The following is a 22132-nucleotide window of genomic DNA, read 5'->3' as shown; positions in this document are numbered from 1 at the left end:
GGGGAATGTGAATGAACAATTCCATGTTGAAGCGATTGCTGTCCATCTTTATCGCTCTGTTGCTGTTTTTTTACATCGGCTATCAAATTTACAGCGCCAATTACAGCACCGTGCGGACAGAAACGGCTTTGAGCAAGACGGAAGCGGATACAATCGAGACGACCGGGATCGCCATCCGGAAGGAAAGCTTGATCGAGCAGCCCGCGAACGGCGTGGTGGCCTATGCCATCGAGGACGGCGGGCACATTCACAAGGACGGTACGGTGGCGGTCACCTATGCGAACGAAGCCGACGCCACAGCGCAGCGGCGGCTTCAGGAGCTGGACAGTGAAATTGAAAAGCTGCAAAAGCTCAACGCCCCCGGCGATACATATGCGGCGAATCCGGATTCGTTGAACAAGCAGATTAACCAGGAACTGACGGATCTGCTCATTGCTTCCCGGCAAGAAGGCTTAAGCGGCCTCTCAGAATATCGGGAGGAGTTTCTTTATCTATTGAACGAAAAGCAGATTGTCACAGAAAAGGTCACCGATTTCAATGCGCGCATCAGTACGCTCCAGGCGGAGCGGCAGTCCATTGCATCGTCCCATGGGACACAGACGGGAAGCATCGCTTCGCCGGCCTCCGGCTATTTTATCAGCCATGTGGACGGCTATGAAGGGGTGTTCGATTATGACCAGATCGAAGACATCACCCCGGAGGAGATCCGCGAAAAGATGGCCATGCAGGTGACACCCTCCGCCTCGATCGGCAAGGTTTGCGGGGATTTCAACTGGTATTTTGTCTGCGTTGTCGACGCGGACACCGCTCTGAAATTCCAGGAGAAGGCCAACCAGACCAGTTATGAAGCCCGTTGCGTTACATTGACGTTCCCATTTGCATCCGCTGAGCCGCTCCCGGCGGAAGTCGTCAAGGTCAATCAAAAGGATAAGGAATCCGAGGGGGCCGTTGTGATGCGCTGCAATAATATGAACGCTTCGTTGGCGCGCCTGCGAAACGAGACGGTCCAGATTGAGATCGAGGAATACGACGGAATCCGCGTCAGCCAAAAGTCGGTGCACTTTGAAACAATCACCAAGGAGACATACGACAAGGACGGCAATGTCAATGGGACCGTTACCAAGGAAGTGAAGGGCGTTTACGTCATGCATGGCAGCGAGATTCAGTTCTGCCAGATCTTCCCCCTGTACAGCACCAACAGCTATGTGATCTGCGAAGTGTTGACGACGGAAGAAGAAAATTCGCGGTCGTATGACCCCTTTGTCCAGGATGATACAGAGGGGGATGGGACGCAGCAGGAAGAACCTGTGGAAGGGCTCTTCACCGATCGGACGGTACATCTTTACGATGAAGTGGTAGTAGAAGGGACGGATTTGTACGATGGAAAAGTTGTCGAATGACGAGCTGGCGCAGCGCTGCCGCGCTCTGGAAGAAAATTTAAAGCGCATCCGGGCGGAGATCGCAGAAGCGGCGGTCCGCTCAGGCCGCAAGCCGGAGGATATCACCCTCCTTGCGGCGACCAAGACGGTCCCGGTGGAGGTCATCAACCATGGGATCGAGCTTGGGCTGGATCACATCGGGGAGAACCGCGTGCAGGAATTGTGCGACAAATACGACGCCCTGGAGCGCGAAAAAACCGACGTGCAGTTCATCGGCCATTTGCAGACAAATAAGGTAAAGTATCTGATTGGGAAGGTCAGCATGATCCAGTCGGTGGACAGCATGAAGCTGGCGCAGGAGATTTCCCGGTTGAGCGCCCGGGAACATCAAACAATGGACGTCCTGGTGGAGGTCAATATCGGCCGGGAGGAGAATAAATCGGGAGTCCTGCCGGAGCAATTGGACGGCCTGTTGGAGGAAATTTCCAGTTTGCCTGCGCTCCGGGTGCGCGGATTGATGGCGATCCCACCGGCAGATGCCGATGATGTTGCTACACAGCACTATTTTTCAAAGATGTTCGAATATTTTATTGACACGAAACACAAAAAATTAGATAATGTTTCTATGGATGTTTTGTCCATGGGAATGTCTGCGGACTATGTGCAGGCAATTCTGGCCGGCGCCAACATGGTGCGCGTCGGTTCGGCGCTGTTTGGCGCTCGAAACTATACCAATCTTTAAGAGGAAATTCTCCGAGGGAATCGGTACATGGGTCTGCGCCGCAAGTATGGCCGGCCGTTCCACGGGGAGCAGAAGAATTTTAGGAGGCTTTGGATTATGGCAGGACTGGTACAGAAATTTAAAAATATGTGGAATCCGCCAGATGACGAGTATGATTATGACTATGATTATGACGAGGCGGTGCAGGAAGAGGAGAAATCCTTGGAACATGAAGCTATCTCGGAGCCGCGCGACAGCATTCGCCGTGCGCCGTCCAGTTCTACCGGCAATAAAGTGGTCAATATCCACGCGACCGCTCAGCTTCAGGTGGTACTCTTTAAGCCGGAGCATTATGGGGAAGAAGTGCGCGCCATTGCGGACGAGCTTTTGAAACGCCACACAGTGGTGCTCAATTTGGAAAATACGGAGAAAAACATCTCCCGCCGCATTCTCGATTTCCTCAGCGGCGTCGCATATGCACAGAATGGGAAAATTAAGCCGGTGGCCACGCGCACCTTCATCATTACACCGTACAACGTCGATCTGACTGGCGACGATGTGCTGGACGAATTGGAAAACAACGGCGTGTATTTTTAATGGAAAAGCGCGCAGGAATGGACGACGCTGTTTTAGAGGCCAAGCTGCGGGACGCTGTGCGCATTGCAGAGCGCGGCCGCCCGCATTTTGTCGGCTTTTTGGATGAACGGCAAGCGGGTGTGGCGCAAACCATTATGCGCCGCACCGGCTTTTCCAATTATTTGCTTTGGGGCGGGTATGCGGAGGCGGAACGTGTGCTCTTTGGCGCTTTCCCGGATTATCTGGAGGCGTGCCCGGAGGAGTTCCCCTTGGAAACGGTAACGGTTTCATACCGGCAGTGCGATTCGCTCACCCATCGTGATTTTTTGGGATCGCTGCTTTCCAAAGGCGTTGTCCGCGAGACGATAGGGGATATCCTGGTAGAACCTGGGCGTGCGGTTTTGTTCGCGCGTGCGGAGGTTACGGATTTCCTTTTGCAGCAGACCGACAAGATCGGGCGCGTAGGGGTAAAGCTTTCGCGCGGGGCGCAGGAACCGCTTCCTGTGCCGCATACGTTTGCGCCGTTTTCCGGGGTGGTGGCGTCGGCCCGCCTGGACTGTATCGCCGCGTTAGCTGCGGGGGTCAGCCGGGAAAAAGCGGCGGGGTTGATTTCCGCTGGATTGGTGATGCTCAATCACGAGGTGGTCACCTCTGTTTCCACGCCGGTTACAGAGGGGGCTAAGCTGTCTGTCCGGGGAAAAGGACGGTATATTCTGGACCGTGTGGGTCCCTTGACAAAAAAAGGACGGCTCAGCATTGCCGGTAGAAAATATATTTGATTGGGAGGCTTCCTATATGCTTACGTTGAACGACATCATCAATGTCAGCTTCCGAAAGTCGCGGCTTTCCGGGTACAACACCGAAGACGTGGACAATTTTATCGACCAGGTCAAGGCATCGTACGACGAGCTGATGAAAAAGAACATCGAGCTGAAGGAAGAGATGGAGAAGCAAAACGCAGAGAAAGAGCAGCTTCTCAAAAAGCTGGAAGTCCTGGCCGGAAAGATTGAAGATTACCGGCAGGAAGAGGACGAAATTAAGAACGCCCTCGTCAGTGCGCAGAAGCTGGGCGATGCTTCTATCCGTGAAGCGCGTCACAAGGCGGAGATCATCGTAAAAGATGCGACGCTGAAAGCCGGGAATATCGCCAGCGCAGCGGAGGAGAATATTCAGGAGCAAAAACGCGAGTTGGAGCGCTTGAAGAAAGAGGTCTCCGATTTCCGTGCACAGCTTTTAGAGACTTACAAGAAGCATTTGACAATGATCGATGCGATTCCAACCTACAAGCCGCAGCCGGAACAGGAGGCAAAGCCGCAGCTCGCCAAAGAGCCGGAAGAAGCGCCTGCCCCTGAGGAACCGACGATGGAATTGCCGCCGGATTTCCATGTGACCATTGCGAATTTTGACGATGATTTGGACGTTTCGCCGCAGGAGCCTCTTCCACACGGCGAGGACGGCCTGAATATACCGACGGATGTATTTACGCCGGGCAAATAAAACCAAGGAGAGTAGAGACCGATGGATTATAAAAGTACGCTGAACCTTCCCAAAACCGATTTCCCAATGCAGGCCAGCCTGCCGAAGCGGGAGCCGGAGATGCTCAAAAATTGGGAAGAAAAGCATATCTATGAAAAAGTGTTGGAAAAGAACGAGGGGAAACCGCTCTTTGTGTTACACGACGGCCCTCCGTATGCCAACGGCGACATTCATCTGGGCACGGCTTTAAATAAAACGTTGAAGGACATCATCGTCCGCTACCGCAATATGGCGGGATATAAAGCGCCGTATGTGCCCGGCTGGGATACACACGGCCTGCCCACGGAGCTCAAGGCGCGCAAAAAGGCGGGTGTGGAGAATTCCACAACCATTTCGGACGTCGAGCTGCGTGAAATTTGCCGGGAATTCGCGCTGAAATATTTGGACGACCAGCGCAACCAGTTTAAGCGTTTGGGCGGCATTGGCGATTGGGAACACCCCTACATCACCTTGACACATGACTTTGAGGCAGAGCAGATCAAGATCTTTGCAGAGATGGCGACAAAGGGCTATATCTACAAGGGCCTCAAGCCTGTGTATTGGTGCCCGGAGTGTGAGACTGCCCTGGCGGAAGCAGAGATCGAATATGCAGAAGACCCCTGCAATTCCATCTATGTAAAGTTCCGTGTGACGGACGACAAGGGCCTGTTTACGGCAAAGGGAGTTGACCTTTCCAAGACCTATTTCGTCATTTGGACCACGACCACGTGGACCCTGCCCGGCAACGTTGCCATTTGCTTGGGCCCGGAATTTGAATATTCCCTGATCAAATGCGGGGACGAATATTATGTGATGGCCTCTGCGTTGATGGAAAGCGCTATGAAAGAGGCTGAGAAGACCGATTATGAAGTGGTTGCCACCTTTAAAGGGAGCGACCTCGAATATATGAAGGCGCAGCATCCGTTCCTGGACCGCACCTCTTTGGTGATCTTAGGCGACCATGTCACCCTGGAAAGCGGCACGGGCTGCGTGCATACGGCTCCCGGACACGGTGTGGAGGACTTTGAGGTCTGCCGCGACCATTATCCGGAGCTGCCCATTGTGGTGCCGGTGGACAGCCACGGCAAGCTCACCGAAGAGGCAGGGCAATTTGCAGGATTGACCACTGAGGCAGCCAATAAGGTGATCGCCAAGCACCTGCAGGAGACCGGCGCGATGTTTGCTATGCAGCACATCATCCACCAGTACCCGCACTGCTGGCGCTGCAAGAATCCGGTGCTCTTCCGCGCGACAGAGCAGTGGTTCTGCTCCGTGGACGCCTTCAAGAAGCAGGCGGTTGAGGCCATCAACGAGGTGGAATGGATCCCGGGATGGGGCAAAGACCGCATCACGTCCATGGTATTGGACCGCAAGGACTGGTGTATTTCCCGCCAGCGCCGCTGGGGTGTGCCGATCCCGATCTTCTACTGCAAGGAGTGCGGCGAGCCGTTGATCGACAAAGACGTGATGCTGCACATCTCGGACATCTTCCGGGAGAAGGGTTCCGACGCCTGGTATGCCATGGAGGAGAAGGATCTTTTGCCGGAGGGCATGAAATGTAAGAAATGCGGCTGCACGGACTTTAAGAAGGAACACGACATTATGGACGTCTGGTTTGACTCCGGTTCCTCCCATGCGGCGGTTTTGCAGCAGCGTTCCGAGCTGAAATGGCCGGCGGATCTCTACCTGGAGGGTGCCGACCAGTATCGCGGATGGTTCCAGTCCTCCCTGCTGACCAGCGTTGCAACACGCGGCACCGCGCCCTATAAGGCGGTCGTCACCCACGGATGGGTGGTGGACGGCGAAGGCCGCAAGATGAGCAAGTCCCTGGGGAACGGCATTGTCCCGCAGGAGATCATCGACCAGTACGGCGCGGACATCCTGCGCCTATGGGTGGCTTCCTCTGATTACCATGCGGATATCCGCATTTCCAAGGAAATTCTCAAACAGCTCTCCGACGCCTATCGGAAGATCCGCAACACGGCGCGCTTTATCCTGGGCAATCTTTCGGATTTTGACCCGGATCAAGATCGCGTTTCGCTCGACCAGCTTCAGCCGATCGACCGTTGGGCGCTGACAAAGCTGGATGCACTGGCTGCAAAATGCAAAGAGGCCTATGAGACGTATGAATTCCACAATGCCTATCACGCGATTCACAATTTCTGCGTGGTGGATATGTCGAACTTCTATCTCGATGTGCTGAAGAACCGTCTCTATGTGGAGAAGGCGGACAGCCAGAACCGCCGTGCAGCGCAGACCGCTATGTATATGATTCTGGATGGCATGACGCGCTTGGTTTCGCCCATTCTGGCCTATACCTCGGATGAAATTTGGCAGGCAATGCCGCACGACAGCAGTGCTGACAAGGAATGCGTGCTGTTTAATGAGATGCCGAAGACGACCGGCGTAGATGTGGACGAGGCGTTCACCGCACGTTGGGACCGCATCCATCAGCTGCGCGACGACGTCAAGAAGGCGTTGGAGCTGGCGCGTAAGAACAAGGTGATCGGTGCGTCTCTGGATGCAAAGGTGCAGTTGTTCTGCGAAGGCGAGCTGTATGACTTTGTCAAATCGGTCGAGGGCGAGTTGGCCGATGTGTTTATCGTCTCGCAGATCGAGGTATCGAACAGCGGAAAAGGCGAGTTCGCGGGCGAAGAGGTTCCGGAGCTTTCGGTTACGGTCAGCCATGCGGAGGGCGAGAAGTGCGCCCGCTGCTGGAGCTTCAGCGATACGGTGGGCAGTGATCCTGCACATCCGGATGTTTGCAAGCATTGCGCGGAGGCTTTAAGCTGATTCGCTGCGGCGATGGATTGAAAACCCATTGTATGGGAAGATAAAAAATATGGTAGGAAAGGGCGGGCAGAAGTTCGCCCTTTTTTCATCCAATACGAAACCGCGCGAAGGCGCAAAGGAGGAATTTATATTGGCCATTCTTTCCCTGGTCCTGGCGGTTGTGGCTGCCTTGGCGGATCAGCTGATTAAATGCCTGGTAGTATCACAACTCAAGCCGGTTGGAAGTGTGACAGCAATTCCGGGCCTTTTGGACTTCACTTATTTGGAAAATCGCGGTGCAGCGTTTGGAATGCTGCAAGATCAGCGTTGGTTTTTTATTGTTACAACGGGAGTCATCACGGTTTTGTTGATTGCAGGCCTATTCCTTTATAAAAAGCACAGTGCCTGCTCGATTGCTGCCTCCATTTTGATCATTGGCGGTGGGATCGGAAATTTGATTGACCGCATCTTTTTGGGATATGTCGTCGATTATATCCAGGTATCGTTTTTCCCTCCTATTTTCAATTTTGCGGACTGTTGCGTTACAGTCGGTACTGTCCTCTTGATGGTGCATATCCTGTTCTTTTTAGACAAGAAAGATGGGAAACAGTTGGAAAAGCATGAGAAATCCTGAAATGCTCCTGGGGGAGACACTGCACATCGTAGCAGGGCCGGAGGACGAGGGAATGCGCCTGGATAAGTTTCTCTCAGTCCGCGTGGAAGAACTCACACGTTCTGCCGCGGAGCGCCTGGCCGAGCAGGGCCAGGTTTCCAGTGGAGGGAAAACTCTGGATAAAAAATACCGCCTGCGCGCAGGGGATGCAATCGAAGTGATCTTGCCGGAACCGGTTGGGTTGGATATTCTGCCGGAGGCGATCCCACTGGATATCCGTTATGAGGATGCGGACCTGCTGGTGGTCAATAAGCCCAAGGGAATGGTGGTGCATCCGGCAGCCGGACATGCGGGTGGAACGCTGGTCAACGCGCTGTTGGCGCACTGCGGCGATTCCCTTTCGGGGATCAACGGCGTGATCCGGCCTGGGATTGTCCATCGGATCGATAAGGACACCAGCGGCCTGCTGATCGTTGCCAAAAACGATTTTGCCCATCAGCGTTTGGCAGAGCAGATCAAAGAACACAGTTTTACACGCATGTATGAGGCGGTGGTCCACGGGAACCTCAAGGAGGATACCGGCACCATAGATGCGCCGATTGGCCGTCATCCGACGGACCGCAAGCGCATGGCAGTCACAGAAAAGAATTCCCGCCATGCCGTCACGCATTTTGAGGTGTTGGCGCGCTATAAGGGGTTTACCCACGTGCGTTTGAAATTGGAGACCGGCCGAACCCATCAGATCCGTGTGCATATGGCGTATATCGGCCATCCGGTAGCAGGGGACCCGGTCTATGGGCCGAAAAAGCCTGTGCCGAATCTGGACGGCCAGTGTTTGCATGCGCGTGTCATTGGTTTTGTCCATCCCCGCACAGGGGAATATCTGGAGATTACAAGCGAACTGCCGTCCTACTTCACGGCGTTTCTGGAAAAATTGAAAAAACAGACATTTGGAGGAATGGAATGTGGACTTGAGCGGGATTCTTCTGGTGAGTGATCTCGACGGCACCTTAATTGGGGAGAACTTTGTTGTCCCACAGCGCAACCTAGATGCCATCGCACGCTTTCAGCAAGAGGGAGGAAGTTTCGCCATTGCGACAGGGCGTTCGATTTTGTCGGGAGGACACTATGCAGAGCTGACACATCCCAAAGGCCCCTGTATCTGCCTAAATGGGACAATCTTGTACGATTATACCCAACAGAAGATGCTGTGGGATTGCCACCTGGATCAACGTACTGCTGCTGAATACATCCAAAGATTATACGACCGGTTTCCCACAGCGGGAATCGAATATTTTTGCATCAAGACGATCCACATTCTCCGCCGCAATGCTTATGTGACCGAACATCTCAACCATGAAGGCGTCTCCTGGAAAGAAGGGCCGCCGATCGATCCTGCGCAGCCTTGGTATAAGGCGCTGTTTGCGGACGATCTGGAGAAAAAGGATGCAATGGAAGCCTTTTCCGCGACCTTTCCACATCCGGGCGTCCGGTTTGTCTCCTCTTCGGAAAATTATCTGGAAATGCTTCCGGAGCAGGCAAGCAAGGGAAACGCCCTTGTGAAGGCGGCGGAGTTGGCGGGATTCCGTATGGAAAACGTCTATGCGATTGGGGATTACTACAACGACACGGAGCTTTTGGAGGCGGCCGGCGTGTCGGTAGTCCCAGAAAATGCGCCGGACGACTTAAAAGAACAGGCTGATCTGGTGGTAGGGCACTGCTACCAGGGGGCGGTCGCGGACTTGATCGAGGAGATCGAACGAAGGCATCGCTAAAGCGGGGGGAAGTGGCTGGAACATGGAGGAGGAAAAACGGCAGACGCGGATTCTCATCGCAATTGCGCTGGTCTTTTGTGCGCTATTGATCGGATACAATGCCTTTTATGTGCCGGATGCTTCCTTGGAGAGCTTTGTAGAGACCGACGTTTCCGCTGATGGTGTGGACGAGTCGCAAGCGGAATCACCCGGGAAGATCAATCTGAATACCGCTTCCTTGGAAGAGTTGGATACGCTGCCTGGAATTGGCCCGGCGATTGCGCAACGCATTCTCGATTACCGGGAAGAGTACGGCGGTTTCACCCGCGTGGAAGAGCTCAAGGAGGTAAAGGGCATTGGCGACGCCCTTTTTGCACAGATCCAAGAAGACGTTACAGTGGATGAACCTTCTGAATCAAAAAGAGACGGTTATGTACAATAACCGTCTCTTTTTTCACATAGCAAATCTTGCTTATATATTCGGATGGGAACGTTTAAAAGGAAATGCAGTCGCTGTCCTCGGAGAAATACTCGTCATCCAGCTCCTTTTCATTCTTTTCGATGTATAGGGCGGACGCTTTTTTGATTGTGGGCAAAGATTTTTGCACGGTATCCATGCAGCGAATCCATTTCCAAAGGGCCCAGCCACTCACAGCGGTCAAAAGCACGCCGATTCCTGCGGCAACCATTCCGATCAGGCTAAGAATTTTCAAAAAGTGGTTGTGATTTTCAAAATCAAACATGGTCAGGCAACCTCCTTTACGATCAATCGCCGAAGCAGATGCCGATATCGCGCCCGGTCTGGATGACATCGCAGTCCTTCGGAACCGTTTTGAGCTTCCCAGCAACTTCCGAGAGAGGCACGGGAACAATTTCCCCATTTTGTAAAGCGACCATATTGCCGTACTGCTTCTGAACAATCAGCTTTGCGGCCGCAGCGCCAAAACGGGTGGACAGCACACGGTCATAGGGGCAGGGGCTGCCTCCACGCTGGAAATGTCCAGGAACCGTCACGCGGATCTCCTGGCCGGTCTTGTCGCCGATTTCCTTTGCCAGGCGATAGGAGATCGAGGGATATGTCATACTTGCGCGCGCAGCTTTAAATTCCTTTTTGCTGAGCTTTGCCTCTTCCTTGGACATAGCGCCCTCCGCAACGGCAAGGATGGAGAAACGTTTGCCCGATTCGTTGCGCTGACGGATGGTCTTAACAATGCTGTCGATGTCGTAGGGGATTTCCGGCAAGAGGATTACGTCGGCTCCGCCTGCAATGCCCGCGTACAGGGTGAGCCAACCGACCTTGTGCCCCATGATCTCGACAATAAAGACGCGCCCATGGGACGTAGCTGTAGTGTGGATACAGTCCAAAACGTTGGCAGCGATATCCATCGCGCTGTGGAACCCAAAGGTCATATCCGTGCCCCAGACGTCGTTGTCGATGGTCTTGGGGAGCGAGACAACATTGAGCCCTTCTTCGCTGAGCAGATTGGCTGTCTTATGGGTACCGTTGCCGCCGAGGACTACCAAGCAATCCAGCTTCATCTTCTTGTAATTGTCCTTCATGTTTTTGACTTTATCCACGCTGTTTTCGTCGATGACACGCATCAGCTTAAATGGCTGCCGCGAAGTGCCCAAAATGGTGCCGCCGAGCGTAAGGATGCCGGAAAAATTTTCCGGTTTCATGCGCTTATAATTGCCTTCGATCAAGCCGCGGTAACCGTCGTTAATGCCATAAATTTCCACATTGTCGCCGAATTCTTCATACAGCGCTTTTGCAACGCCGCGAATAGCTGCATTGAGGCCTTGGCAGTCTCCACCGCTCGTCAAAATACCAATTCTTTTCATCAAAGCCACATCCTTTTTACATCAATAATAATTACGCCCAATTCTGGTGCAGAATTCTTTCCTGCGGCATAGCGCGTCAAAACGGACCTGTAACAGAGCGGGCAGATTTTCCAAGAAGAGACACGGAAAACCTCCGGGTTTATCCTTCGAATCGCATAAAGCGTATTATTCTGCAGTACTGCGAATCGGTTTATATGGCTGAGAGGCATCCGGTACCTGCAAGGCTTTCACAGCCTTTTGTGCCATAATTGAAAATTCTACCTGGCTATTGTGTGGGGCCTTTCCGCGCCGGTCGATATGCTCATATGTGGTGTCGGAGCGGAGCATACGTGCATTTATATTGTCATTCCACATCGTTTCCAAAATGCCAAAAGCACGTTCTTTCAGATCCTCATCTTCGATGGGGAATACCAGTTCCACACGCCGGTCCAGGTTGCGGGGCATCCAGTCTGCGCTGCCCATATAAATTTTGGGGTTCCCGGCGTTTTCAAATTTGAAAATACGGCTGTGCTCTAAGAGCTGGCCCACAATACTGATTACCGTAATATTCTCGCTGACACCCGGAAGCCCTGGCACCAAACAGCAGATACCGCGAACAATCAAGCGGATCGGAACATTGGCTTGCGAAGCCTGATAAAGCAACTCGATAATCTCTGGATCGACTAGGGAGTTGACCTTGGCTGTGATGCCACAGGGCAGGCCAGCCTGCGCATTGGCGATTTCCTTTTGAATCATTCGAACAAAGAATTCCCGCAGGCCGTGGGGGGCGACTGCGAATTTGTTGTAATCCGGGGGCAAAGAGTAGCCGGTCAATACATTAAACAGGGAAGAGGCATCCCTGCCGAATGGCTCTTTGCAGGTAAAGACGCCGATGTCGGTATAGATTTTGGCGGTCGAATCGTTGTAATTGCCGGTCGCCATGTGGAGATACCGGCGGATGCCGTCCTCGTCCCGGCGCACGACCAGGAGAATCTTGCAGTGCGTCTTCAGGCCTGCCAAGCCGTAGATGACATGGCACCCGGCTTCTTCCAGCTTCTTTGCCCAGAGGATATTGTTTTCCTCATCAAAACGGGCCTTCAATTCCACCAAAACCGTGACCTGCTTCCCATTTTCAGCAGCGCGGATCAAGGCGGCGACAATCGGGGAATGCCCGCTCACACGGTATAAGGTCTGCTTGATGGCCAGCACATTTTCGTCCTCGGCTGCCTGCCGTACAAAATCCACCACGCATTCGAAGCTCTCATACGGGTGATGGACCATGCGGTCCTTATCCCGGATCGCTTCGAACATATCGCTGTAGCCCCAGAACGCTGCGGGCGGGTAGACCGGCTTGATGGGCTTGAAGCAAAGATGCTCACAACCGGAGAGATTGGCAAATTTCGAGAGGAAGGTCAGATCCAGCGGACCAGGGACTTCGTAGATTTCGCTCTTATGGATCTCCAGCATTTCGATCAGGAACTCTTTTGTCTCCTTATCGCAGCGCTGGAGCAATTCCAGGCGGACAGGCTTACCGCGTTTGCGCCGCTTGATGGATTTTACAATCTCACTGAGCAGGTCGTCCGCCTCTTCATCGATCTCCAAATCGGAATCGCGGGTGATGCGGAACGGGCAGCTCGCTTGAATCTCATTGAGCTCAAACAGCGATTCCAGCTTATAGGTAATCACATCCTCCAACAGGACAAACACGCGCCCCTCTTCACTGGGGACTTCTAAAAACCTGGAAAGAATACCCGGAACCTGCACGACCGCAAAATAGGATTCCTCAGATTTTTTGCTTTTCAAACGAACCGCTAAATTCAGGCTTTTGTTCGCCAGGAACGGGAACGGACGGCTGCGGTCCACCGCCAAAGGAGTGAGCACAGGGAAGAGGACCTTATCAAAATAGTCGGAAATGAACGCCGTCTGTTTTTCACTCATTTGATCCGGCGTAACAAACATAATGCCGTTCTTTTTCAGAGCAGGGACAATGGAACGGTGTAAACAGGAGTACTGGCGCTCTGTAAATCCATAAATCTTCGTATTCAATTGGGGAAGCAACTTCGCAGGGGTGAGGCCGGAGAAGTCCGCACGGTTGTAACCGGATTCCACCTGTTCTTTTACCCCAGCGACACGCACCATGAAAAACTCGTCAAGGTTCGAAGCAGTGATCGACAAAAACCGGATGCGCTCCATGACGGGATTTTCCTTTTCAAAGGCTTCTTCCAGGACACGGGCGTTAAAATCCATCCAGCTCAGTTCCCGGTTGATAAAGGGAAGCTGCTGCTTTTCCATTTTTTCATTTTTTTCAATCATATAACCACGCAGCCTTTTTAATAGTATTTACCCCTCGGTAAACGACGGGGGGAACCGCTCAAATCATGGTCGATTTGATGGTCAATTCCGGATTGATTCCGAACACCTCTTTAAAGAAGGGGGCTGTCTGTTCGAAAGCCCATTTTTCCAAGTAGAGGTTTTCATTGCTTTCCCCTGTAATCAACAGGCGGTTCTTGTCCAGCCGGACCTTAATATCGTCCAATTTCTGCTTATGCGCTTTGTCAAGCGCATTGGCCAGGCGGAAGATCGCCACCAATTTGGAGATGACCAACCGGATTGGTTCCCGGATGCGGATAAACTCCAAGCCATCGTAATTGGGGACATCGTATTCGTTATACCGTGCGATATAGGCGATAATCAACATTTCTTCGGCGGTCATGCCATAGAGGTCGATGTTTTTTAAAAGGTCAAAGGAACTGGAAAGATGCTCCTTTGCGTTGACATAATGGCCGCAGTCGTGCATGATGGAGGCGAGCTCCAAGAGCAGGCGCTTGCGCCGGTCCAAGCCGTGCATGCCTTTCATTTTATCAAAGATTTTGCACGCAAATTTACGGATGTTTTCTGTATGATGTTCGTTGACATTATAGACACGCGCCATAGCCCGCGCACAGGAGAGCGCGTTAACGCGCACATGTTCTGCATACTCATTAGCGCTTTTGGGGATCAGCATCTGCTTCATCAACGCGAACCAGAGGTCTACCTTAGGCGCGATGATATGATCCGCTTTGACAAACTGCATCAAACGCACATAGATGGCCAAAGCGGAATAGAGAAGCTCTGCAACCTCCTCTTCGATACCGAAGCGGTCGCTGATCTTTTCCTTGGAAAGGGAACGGATCTCCTTGAAGAGGCTTTTGATCTGTTTGGCTTTGATGATATAGCGGCCATTTTCCGGTTCAATTCCACAGATCTTAGCGATCAGCTCAATCTCGTTTCCTGTGAGGACAAGACTTTCAAAGCCGCCTTCCGGCTGGGGAAGACGGATGCGGCCGATGATGGAATCTAAGTATTCTTTTACAACAACATAGAAGGAATCGGTTTCTTCCTGAATGCTTCCTAGCATATCATGAAGTTTTAACGCGCCCATAGGGACGTTCTGGGAAAAGACCATATTTTGCCCGTCGAATACAGATAGGCCGATTGTACCCGCACCGATATAGGAGATCAATGCGTTGCCCATTTTCTGAGGAGCCATCGTTTGCAGGCCAGCAAGGATCTCCGAATAGATCAGTGTTTTTTCCTGGCTATCTTCTAAGACTTCCACAGTCATGTCGTTTTGAATTTTGAGCTGATCCAAAACGTAGGCCCTATTTTTGGCTTCCCGCAGGGCGGTGGTAGCGACCACTTTATATTGGTCTACACCATATTCCGCCATGATATCGCTGTATCCATGCAAAATGCTGGACAGCTCCCGCAGGCTTTCAAAACTGATTTTTCCTCCAGTAAAGACCTCATGTCCAAGATTAAGTGGATATTGCAGGCGGTCAAGGGTGACGATCTCCCCTTTACGGAGCTGGCAGATCCGCATTTTCAACAGATTGGACCCAATGTCGATCACAGCAGCAATTTTTCCGCCCTTCTTTTTGTTCATCTGTACACCACCTACTTATTTTTCAAACGGATGAAATTACAATTCGATGTGGAAATGCATGGAATTTTATGCTCCATAGTAGTGAGAATCGGTTCCAGCGTCTTGCACGGGAAATTTGAAAATCTCATCGATGTTTTATACTTTATTATAGCAAATCTTTGCCTTCTCAGCAATATAGGATTCCCAGTTTCTTTGCAAGATGGGATACTTCTAAATTTCTTTTAACAAATGCTGGTAGGAAAGTCGTTTTTCTCCTATTTTATTGGGAAAGATTTGTGGTATAATAACCTCACGGCATAAGCGGAAGCCAATGTTGGAAAAGGTTGCCGCCGTCTGGATGCCTAGGAAAAGAATGAACCATATGCAGAAAATGGTAACGTGTTTTCTGTTTAAGAGGGAGGCTGTCCAGCGTTTTGTTCCAGTACAATTGGTAGGATAACCTCAAATACAGTTGAAAGGAAGAGAACAAAATTGTATTTCGGAAATAAAATTTTAAAGTATCAGGATCAAATCTTTGCGGACTTGGCCAAGCTGATTGCAATCCCTTCCGTGCGAGGGGAAGCGGAACCGGGGAAGCCCTTTGGGACCGCGCCAGCACAAGCTTTGCAATGCATTTTGGAGATTGCGGAGAAGCTCGGATTCTCCACGCAAAATGTCGGAAATTATGCCGGCCACGCGGAGTACGGCCAGGGTGAGGAGATTGCAGCTGTGCTTTCCCATGTAGACGTTGTCCCGGCGGGGGACGGTTGGGAGACCGACCCATTCGTTATGACCAAAATTGGCAACCAATATTTTGGCCGCGGCGTGGCGGACGACAAAGGGGCGGCCATCGTATCGCTGTATTGCCTGAAGGTTTTGCAGGACGAGCAGGTTCCGACAAAGCGCCGCATCCGTACGATTTTCGGCGCTGGCGAGGAGACGGGAAGCGACGATCTGGAGCGCTACTTTGAAAAGGAACCCATGCCGGTGATGGGCTTTACACCGGACTCAGAGTACGGCGTGTGCAACCGGGAGAAGGGTATCCTGCGCATGAATTTCTCTGCGCCGAACGATTCTACGGTGTTGAAAAGCTTTACCGCAGGGACTGTGGTCAATGCGGTGCCGGCCGGCGCCTGTGCGGAGTTGGCCTGTACCAGAGATGAACGGGAACGTTTGCGCACGGCGATGGTTTCTATGGAAGGGCGTTTTACTTTGGAAGAGACGGACGAGGGCGCACGCATTACCTCGGAGGGGACGGCGTCTCATGCGATGCAGCCGCAGGAGGGCTTTAACGCGGCTTCCCATCTATTGGCGTTGCTTTTTGAAGTGTTCACGGAGGAACAAATGGGCACGCTTCCGGCCTTCCTCCAAAAACATATTGGCGTGGAGCTGGACGGAGCCTCTATGGGAATTAGGCAACAGGACGACGAGTCCGGCCCGTTGACGCTGAACTTGGGGCTGGTACACGCGGATGCATCCCTGTGTACGGCCGCCATCGACATCCGCTATCCTGTGACGTCGGACGGGTCTGCAATCATCGAAACGATTCAGAAGACCGCGCGGGCAGAGGATGTGTTTTCCGAGGAGGGCGGCCATATGAAGCCGCTGTTCCTGCCTGCCGACCGTCCGTTTATCGCCCTTTTGCAGAACGCTTATAAGGCATTCATAGGCGAACCCGCGCCGCTCTATTCCACCGGTGGAGGGACCTACGCGCGTGAACTGGGCGGAAAAGGGGTTGCTTTTGGGCCATTCTTCCCGGATGAGCCGGACCGCCGCTTGCACAATACGAATGAAAATATTGACATCGACCGGTTCATGCTCCACGCACAGATCTGTCTGGAAGCAATGTATCATATGGCGGTGGATGATTGAGTCCGGGGGAGGCCATTTATGGAAACATATCGGACAGTGACCTTTGAAGAGATTTGGAAAAGCGAAGAGGTCAACGCATATATCAAAAATGGAAATGATAACCTTGGCGTTATTGGCTTTACAGAGCACGGCCTAGCCCATGCAAAACGCAGTTCGGATGTTGCCAGGCAGATATTGCAAAGCTTAGGATATGATGCAAGAACCTGCGAGCTGGCGGCGATTGCCGGCTATATGCACGATATTGGCAACGTAGTAAACCGCTCCGACCATGCGCAGAGCGGCGCGTTGATGGCATTTACCATCCTGAACAAACTGCAAATGGACCCAGCGGAGATCGCCTTGGTGGTGGCGGCGATCGGCAACCACGACGAAGGAACCGCCGCGGCAGTGAACCCCATCGCGGCGGCGTTGATCCTCTCCGACAAAAGCGATGTGCGGCGTTCACGCGTGCGCGATAAAGGGACCGTGGCTGCGGACATCCACGACCGCGTCAATTATGCGGTGGAACGCTCTGCGATGGAAATTGACCCGGAAAACCGCACCGCCGTATTGAATATTGTGATTGATACCACGATTTGCCCGGTGATGGAATACTTCGAGATCTTTTTGACCCGCATGGTGCTTTGCCGGCAGGCGGCGCAGTTTTTGAACCTGCAATTTGAGCTGATTATCAACGATACACGCCTGTTGTAACTATTTTTGATAAAAATATTTTGAATTTGTCTTAGGCTGGCCCGTCCCAACGGCGCCAGCCTTGTGCTTTGGTACAGCGGACGAAGGAGGGAGACCGATGGCCTATGAGATTCGCATCTCGGTCAAAAAGCTGGCGGAGTTTTTGTTGCAGAGCGGCAGCTTGGGCAACCGGTTCGGCGGTATAGACCGGGCCAGCGAGGGAGCGCGCATTCATCGCCGCCTGCAAAAGGCGGGAGGACCGTCGTACCGCGCAGAGGTGTTCCTTTCCCAGCAGACGGAGCGCCATGCATTTCTCTATCGGGTGGAGGGAAGGGCCGACGGCGTGATTACGGATGCCGTTGGGGTGACGGTCGACGAGATCAAGACGACTGGAGCCCCGCTCACGATGATTACAGAGGATTTCAACCGGGCGCATTGGGGACAGGCGATGTGCTACGCCTATTTTTATTGCCTGCAAGAGAATCTGGAGCGGATCTCCGTACAGCTCACCTATTTTCAGGTGGACACAGAGGAGATCCGGCGCTTCCAGCGGGTGTATACTGCTGAAGAACTGGAAGCGTTTTATCTGGATCTTCTCGATCAATATGAGAAATGGGCGGCCATCCAACGGGATTGGACATCGGTGCGCGACCAGTCCATCCGGGCGTTGGCGTTTCCCTTTGCTACATACCGCGCCGGGCAGAGGCAAATGGCGGTGGCGGTCTATCGAACCATTGCGGCAAAAGGCCGGCTGTTCTGTCAGGCTCCGACCGGCATTGGGAAGACAGTTTCAACCTTGTTCCCAGCCGTCAAAGCGATGGGCGAGGGGAAGGCAGAACGCATTTTCTATCTGACCGCTAAGACGGTCACGCGCAGGGCGGCAGAGGATGCGTTTGCCCAGATGCGGGATCAGGGCTTGCGGCTCAAGACCATCACGCTGACCGCCAAGGACAAAATCTGCTTTTTGGAACAGAGGGATTGCAACCCGGAAGCCTGCCCCTATGCGAACGGCTACTATGACCGCGCCAACCAAGCACTGTATGAGCTGGTCCACGATTGCGAGGCGGTGACCCGGGAAGCGGTGGAGGCCTGCGCGCAAAAACATCGAGTGTGCCCGTTTGAACTCTCTTTGGACGCCGCCCTTTGGTGCGACGCCATCATCGGTGACTACAATTATCTGTTCGACCCGGTGGTGTATCTGAAGCGCTTTTTTGGGGAAAGCCCAGGCGAGTATGTCTTTTTGGTGGATGAGGCGCACAACCTGGTCGACCGCTCCCGCGACATGTATTCGGCGGCGCTGCACAAATCCACCGTGTTGCAGGCAAGGAGGCTCGTTGGAAAGGAAGAGCGCAAGCTTTTCCGTGCACTGGGCGCCGTGAACACCGAGATGCTTACTCTGCGCAAGGCGTGCGGGGAATCCCGAACGCTTACGCAGGAAGAAGCGCCCAAAGAACTCCTGACCGCTCTGAACCGCTTTATTTCTTGCTGGGAGGAGTGGGCGGAGGAGCACCGCCATTCCCGGACCGATCCGCTCCTGTTGCAGCTCTATTTTGACGCATTGTTTTTTCTGCGGATTGCGGAGCTCTACGACGATCACTTTGTCACCTACGTGACGGTCAGCGGGAGCGATGTAACAGTGAAGCTCCTCTGTCTGGACCCGTCGCCCTTGCTGGACAAGGCGATGCAGCGCGGCCGTGCGTCCATTTTCTTTTCTGCCACACTTTCCCCGTTGGACTATTTTACTTCGGTGCTCGGCGGGGATGACACCACAAAGAAATATGTGCTGCCCTCCCCGTTCGATCCGGCCCACCTGGGGCTCTTTATCGACGACCGGGTCAGCACCAAATATCGGGATCGGGCGCGCAGCCTCCATCCTGTCGCGGAATTGCTTTATGCCATGTTACAGGGGAGGCAGGGAAATTATTTGGCCTATTTCCCGTCCTACTCCTATATGAACGAAGTGTACCGTGTTTTCCGGGAGCGTTACCCAGAGGTGCAAACCCTTTTGCAGACCGCTGGTATGGACGAAGAAGCACGGATGGAATTCCTCAACCGTTTTGATGTGGAGCCGGAAGGGACCTTGCTGGGGTTTTGCGTATTGGGCGGCATTTATGCAGAGGGGATCGATCTGCGCGGGGAGCGGTTGATCGGCACGGCGATCGTCGGCGTTGGACTGCCGCAGGTGAACGCAGAGCAGGAGATCCTGCGCGCTTACTATGACCGGACAAACGGGGAAGGGTTTGCCTTTGCCTATCAATATCCAGGGATGAACAAGGTTTTGCAAGCGGCAGGGCGTGTGATCCGCGGCGAGCAGGACCGCGGAGTGGTCCTGCTGATCGACAGCCGCTTTTCCACCGCATCCTACCGAAACTTGTTCCCCGCACATTGGCGGCATTTTCAGACGGTGCGTTCGGCTCCCGAGTTGGAACAGGCCGTGGCTGCCTTTTGGGAGCACTAAAATTTGAGAATCTTTTTGCAGGAAGTTGCATTCTCTCCGTGCTTTTACTATAATATGAGTATTATTGAGGTCTTAAAGGGAAATGATGAGAGAGGTAGAACATGAAAGCAGTAGGGTTTGATAACGACAAATATTTGGAGACACAATCGAAGCATATTTCCGAGCGCATTTCCATGTTTGACAACAAGCTGTACTTAGAGATGGGCGGGAAACTGTTCGACGATTTTCACGCTTCGCGCGTGTTGCCGGGATTCCAGCCGGACAGCAAGATGAAGATGCTTCTGCATCTTTCCGATCAAGTGGAAATCGTGATTGTCATCAATGCGACGGACATCGAGAAAAGTAAAATGCGTGGGGACATCGGCATCACCTACGATGCGGATGTTTTGCGTCTGATCGATGCGTTCCGGGACATCGGCCTCTATGTGGGAAGTGTAGTAATTGCCCAGTATGCAGGGCAACCCGTAGCGGATGCCTTTAAAAACCACTTGGAGCAGTTGGGCGTAAAGGTATATCTGCACTATCCGATTGAGGGGTATCCGTCCAATATCCCCCATATCGTCAGCGACGAAGGCTTTGGCAAGAATCAGTATGTGGAAACCTCGCGTCCGCTGGTGGTGGTGACGGCTCCTGGGCCGGGCAGCGGAAAAATGGCGACCTGCCTTTCACAGCTCTACCATGAATACAAGCATGGCATCAAAGCGGGATATGCCAAATTCGAGACGTTCCCGATTTGGAATCTGCCGCTGAAGCATCCGGTCAATCTGGCGTATGAGGCGGCGACGGCCGATCTCAATGACGTCAACATGATCGATCCGTTCCATTTGGAGGCTTATGGGGAGACCACGGTCAATTACAACCGCGATGTGGAGGTGTTCCCGGTTTTGAATGCCATTCTGGAAAAGATCACCGGAAGCAGCCCCTATAAGTCGCCGACGGATATGGGCGTCAATATGGCGGGAAATTGCATCATTGACGATGAGGTTTGCCGGGAGGCATCCAAACAGGAGATTGTCCGCCGGTATTACCACGCGATGTGCGAGCAGCGGCAGGGGCGCATTGCGGAAGACGTTGTATATAAACTGGAACTTGTGATGAACCAGGCGGGCGTTACGGTGGAGGACCGCCATGTGGTGCGCCCCGCCTTGGAACGTGCAGAAGAGACCGGCATGCCTGCTGCGGCCATTGAATTGGGGGATGGTAAAATCATCACAGGGAAGACCTCTTCGCTCTTGGGGGCCTCCGCTGCGGTGCTGCTGAACGCACTCAAGCATCTGGGGGGGATCAGCCATACCATGCCGCTGATTTCTCCGATTGTCATTGAACCCATCCAGAATTTAAAAACGAGGCATTTGGGGAACCTGAACCCACGTCTCCATACAGATGAAATCTTAATCGCTCTTTCCATCTGTGCTGCTACCAATCCAACCGCAGAGTTGGCGCTCCGCCAGTTGCCGAAATTGCGCGGATGCGAAGCCCACTCTTCGGTGATCCTTTCCCCGGTGGATGAGACCACCTTCCGCAAATTGGGCGTCAATCTGACCTGCGAACCGAAGTACCAGACCAAAAAGCTCTATCATAAATAACGGCGGGAAGGGAGAAGCGATATGCGGATTGTCGTAATCGACGGACAGGGAGGCGGCATCGGGAGAAGCCTCGTAGAGCGCATTCGTTCCGAATTGCCAGACGTGCAGATTGTTGCCGTCGGCACCAATTCCCTTGCAACGTCGGCTATGCTTAAGGCGGGGGCAAATGTCGGCGCGACGGGCGAAAACGCCGTGATTTGTAATGTGAAACATGCGGATGTAGTTGCCGGCCCAATCGGGATGATGGTGGCAAATTCCCTGTGGGGTGAAATTACCCCGGCAATGGCGTCGGCAGTTTCTGAAAGCCCTGCGCAAAAGGTGTTGATCCCTGTGGAGCAGTGCCATGTGCATGTGGCCGGTGTTGTAGAAAAGCCGATGTCCCGATATATCGAGGACGCGGTGGCTGTTATTCGATCCTGTCAATAAAAAACCGCTGCCAGTGCTTTTTGCATGGCAGCGGTTTTTTTATAGCCCAAACGGCTTGGTGCC

At 53.0% G+C, this 22132-nt stretch carries 19 protein-coding genes; 15 read left to right on the top strand and 4 right to left on the bottom strand.

Annotated features, from left to right (window positions below; all coding sequences use genetic code 11):
* The first annotated feature begins 11 nt into the window (after nt 1-11).
* From B5F54_RS14015 to B5F54_RS13970, 10 genes are all read left to right on the top strand, one after another.
* Entirely contained in the window at nt 12-1400 is a 1389-nt protein-coding gene (locus B5F54_RS14015; RefSeq protein ID WP_087234879.1) for an HlyD family efflux transporter periplasmic adaptor subunit, read from the top strand.
* Nucleotides 1381-2121 (top strand): YggS family pyridoxal phosphate-dependent enzyme, encoded by a 741-nt coding sequence (locus tag B5F54_RS14010; protein WP_087234878.1) that lies wholly within the window; start codon nt 1381-1383, stop codon nt 2119-2121. The genes B5F54_RS14015 and B5F54_RS14010 overlap by 20 nt, the downstream gene beginning before the upstream one ends.
* A 96-nt stretch (nt 2122-2217) precedes the next feature.
* Nucleotides 2218-2697: a cell division protein SepF gene (locus B5F54_RS14005; protein ID WP_087234877.1), complete on the top strand. Its 480-nt coding sequence runs from the start codon at nt 2218-2220 to the stop codon at nt 2695-2697.
* Nucleotides 2697-3455, top strand: coding sequence for a YlmH family RNA-binding protein (locus tag B5F54_RS14000; RefSeq protein WP_087234876.1), 759 nt, complete (start codon nt 2697-2699; stop codon nt 3453-3455). The genes B5F54_RS14005 and B5F54_RS14000 overlap by 1 nt, the downstream gene beginning before the upstream one ends.
* Before the next feature lie 16 nt (nt 3456-3471).
* Nucleotides 3472-4173 carry a DivIVA domain-containing protein gene (locus tag B5F54_RS13995; protein ID WP_087234875.1) on the top strand — a complete coding sequence of 234 codons (702 nt, stop codon included), beginning with the start codon at nt 3472-3474 and terminating at the stop codon, nt 4171-4173.
* 21 nt (nt 4174-4194) lie between these two features.
* The gene (ileS, locus tag B5F54_RS13990; RefSeq protein WP_087234874.1) at nt 4195-6984 is read left to right on the top strand and encodes an isoleucine--tRNA ligase; all 2790 of its coding nucleotides are present in this window, start codon (nt 4195-4197) and stop codon (nt 6982-6984) included.
* 130 nt (nt 6985-7114) lie between these two features.
* On the top strand, nt 7115-7597 hold the full coding sequence (gene lspA / locus B5F54_RS13985) for a signal peptidase II (RefSeq protein WP_237966826.1): 483 nt from the start codon (nt 7115-7117) through the stop codon (nt 7595-7597).
* Nucleotides 7584-8573 carry an RluA family pseudouridine synthase gene (locus B5F54_RS13980; RefSeq protein WP_419761406.1) on the top strand — a complete coding sequence of 330 codons (990 nt, stop codon included), beginning with the start codon at nt 7584-7586 and terminating at the stop codon, nt 8571-8573. The genes lspA and B5F54_RS13980 overlap by 14 nt, the downstream gene beginning before the upstream one ends.
* Nucleotides 8542-9351: a Cof-type HAD-IIB family hydrolase gene (locus B5F54_RS13975; protein ID WP_087234871.1), complete on the top strand. Its 810-nt coding sequence runs from the start codon at nt 8542-8544 to the stop codon at nt 9349-9351. Before B5F54_RS13980 ends, B5F54_RS13975 begins: the two co-directional genes overlap by 32 nt.
* 22 nt (nt 9352-9373) lie before the next feature.
* A complete protein-coding gene (locus B5F54_RS13970) occupies nt 9374-9772 on the top strand; it encodes a ComEA family DNA-binding protein (protein WP_087234870.1) in 399 nt (132 codons plus the stop codon).
* Nucleotides 9773-9824: 52 nt separating this feature from the next.
* Here B5F54_RS13970 and B5F54_RS13965 read toward each other — a convergent pair whose 3' ends face one another.
* The 4 genes from B5F54_RS13965 to B5F54_RS13950 all read right to left on the bottom strand — a co-directional run bounded on the left by B5F54_RS13965 (nt 9825) and on the right by B5F54_RS13950 (nt 15076).
* Complete coding sequence (locus B5F54_RS13965) at nt 9825-10073, bottom strand: hypothetical protein (RefSeq protein WP_087234869.1); 249 nt, start codon at nt 10071-10073, stop codon at nt 9825-9827.
* 22 nt (nt 10074-10095) lie between these two features.
* On the bottom strand, nt 10096-11172 hold the full coding sequence (locus tag B5F54_RS13960; protein WP_087234868.1) for a 6-phosphofructokinase: 1077 nt from the start codon (nt 11170-11172) through the stop codon (nt 10096-10098).
* A gap of 165 nt (nt 11173-11337) precedes the next feature.
* Nucleotides 11338-13464, bottom strand: a complete 2127-nt coding sequence (locus tag B5F54_RS13955; protein ID WP_087234867.1) for an RNA degradosome polyphosphate kinase — start codon at nt 13462-13464, stop codon at nt 11338-11340.
* 58 nt (nt 13465-13522) lie between these two features.
* The gene (locus B5F54_RS13950; RefSeq protein WP_087234866.1) at nt 13523-15076 is read right to left on the bottom strand and encodes a Ppx/GppA phosphatase family protein; all 1554 of its coding nucleotides are present in this window, start codon (nt 15074-15076) and stop codon (nt 13523-13525) included.
* Between the two features lie 471 nt (nt 15077-15547).
* Between B5F54_RS13950 and B5F54_RS13945 the strand changes: the two genes are divergently transcribed.
* The 5 genes from B5F54_RS13945 to B5F54_RS13925 all read left to right on the top strand — a co-directional run bounded on the left by B5F54_RS13945 (nt 15548) and on the right by B5F54_RS13925 (nt 22069).
* Nucleotides 15548-16927 carry a Sapep family Mn(2+)-dependent dipeptidase gene (locus B5F54_RS13945; RefSeq protein WP_172749750.1) on the top strand — a complete coding sequence of 460 codons (1380 nt, stop codon included), beginning with the start codon at nt 15548-15550 and terminating at the stop codon, nt 16925-16927.
* Between the two features lie 18 nt (nt 16928-16945).
* Complete coding sequence (locus B5F54_RS13940) at nt 16946-17620, top strand: HD domain-containing protein (RefSeq protein WP_087234864.1); 675 nt, start codon at nt 16946-16948, stop codon at nt 17618-17620.
* 97 nt (nt 17621-17717) lie between these two features.
* On the top strand, nt 17718-20057 hold the full coding sequence (locus tag B5F54_RS13935) for an ATP-dependent DNA helicase (RefSeq protein WP_087234863.1): 2340 nt from the start codon (nt 17718-17720) through the stop codon (nt 20055-20057).
* A gap of 101 nt (nt 20058-20158) precedes the next feature.
* Nucleotides 20159-21643, top strand: coding sequence for a DUF1846 domain-containing protein (locus tag B5F54_RS13930; protein ID WP_087234862.1), 1485 nt, complete (start codon nt 20159-20161; stop codon nt 21641-21643).
* 21 nt (nt 21644-21664) lie between these two features.
* The gene (locus tag B5F54_RS13925; protein WP_087234861.1) at nt 21665-22069 is read left to right on the top strand and encodes a DUF3842 family protein; all 405 of its coding nucleotides are present in this window, start codon (nt 21665-21667) and stop codon (nt 22067-22069) included.
* Nucleotides 22070-22132: the final 63 nt, after the last annotated feature.

The organism is Anaeromassilibacillus sp. An250, assembly GCF_002159845.1.
In the GTDB taxonomy this organism is placed as follows: domain Bacteria; phylum Bacillota; class Clostridia; order Oscillospirales; family Acutalibacteraceae; genus Anaeromassilibacillus; species Anaeromassilibacillus stercoravium.
This window is presented reverse-complemented; position numbering and strand designations above follow the sequence as displayed.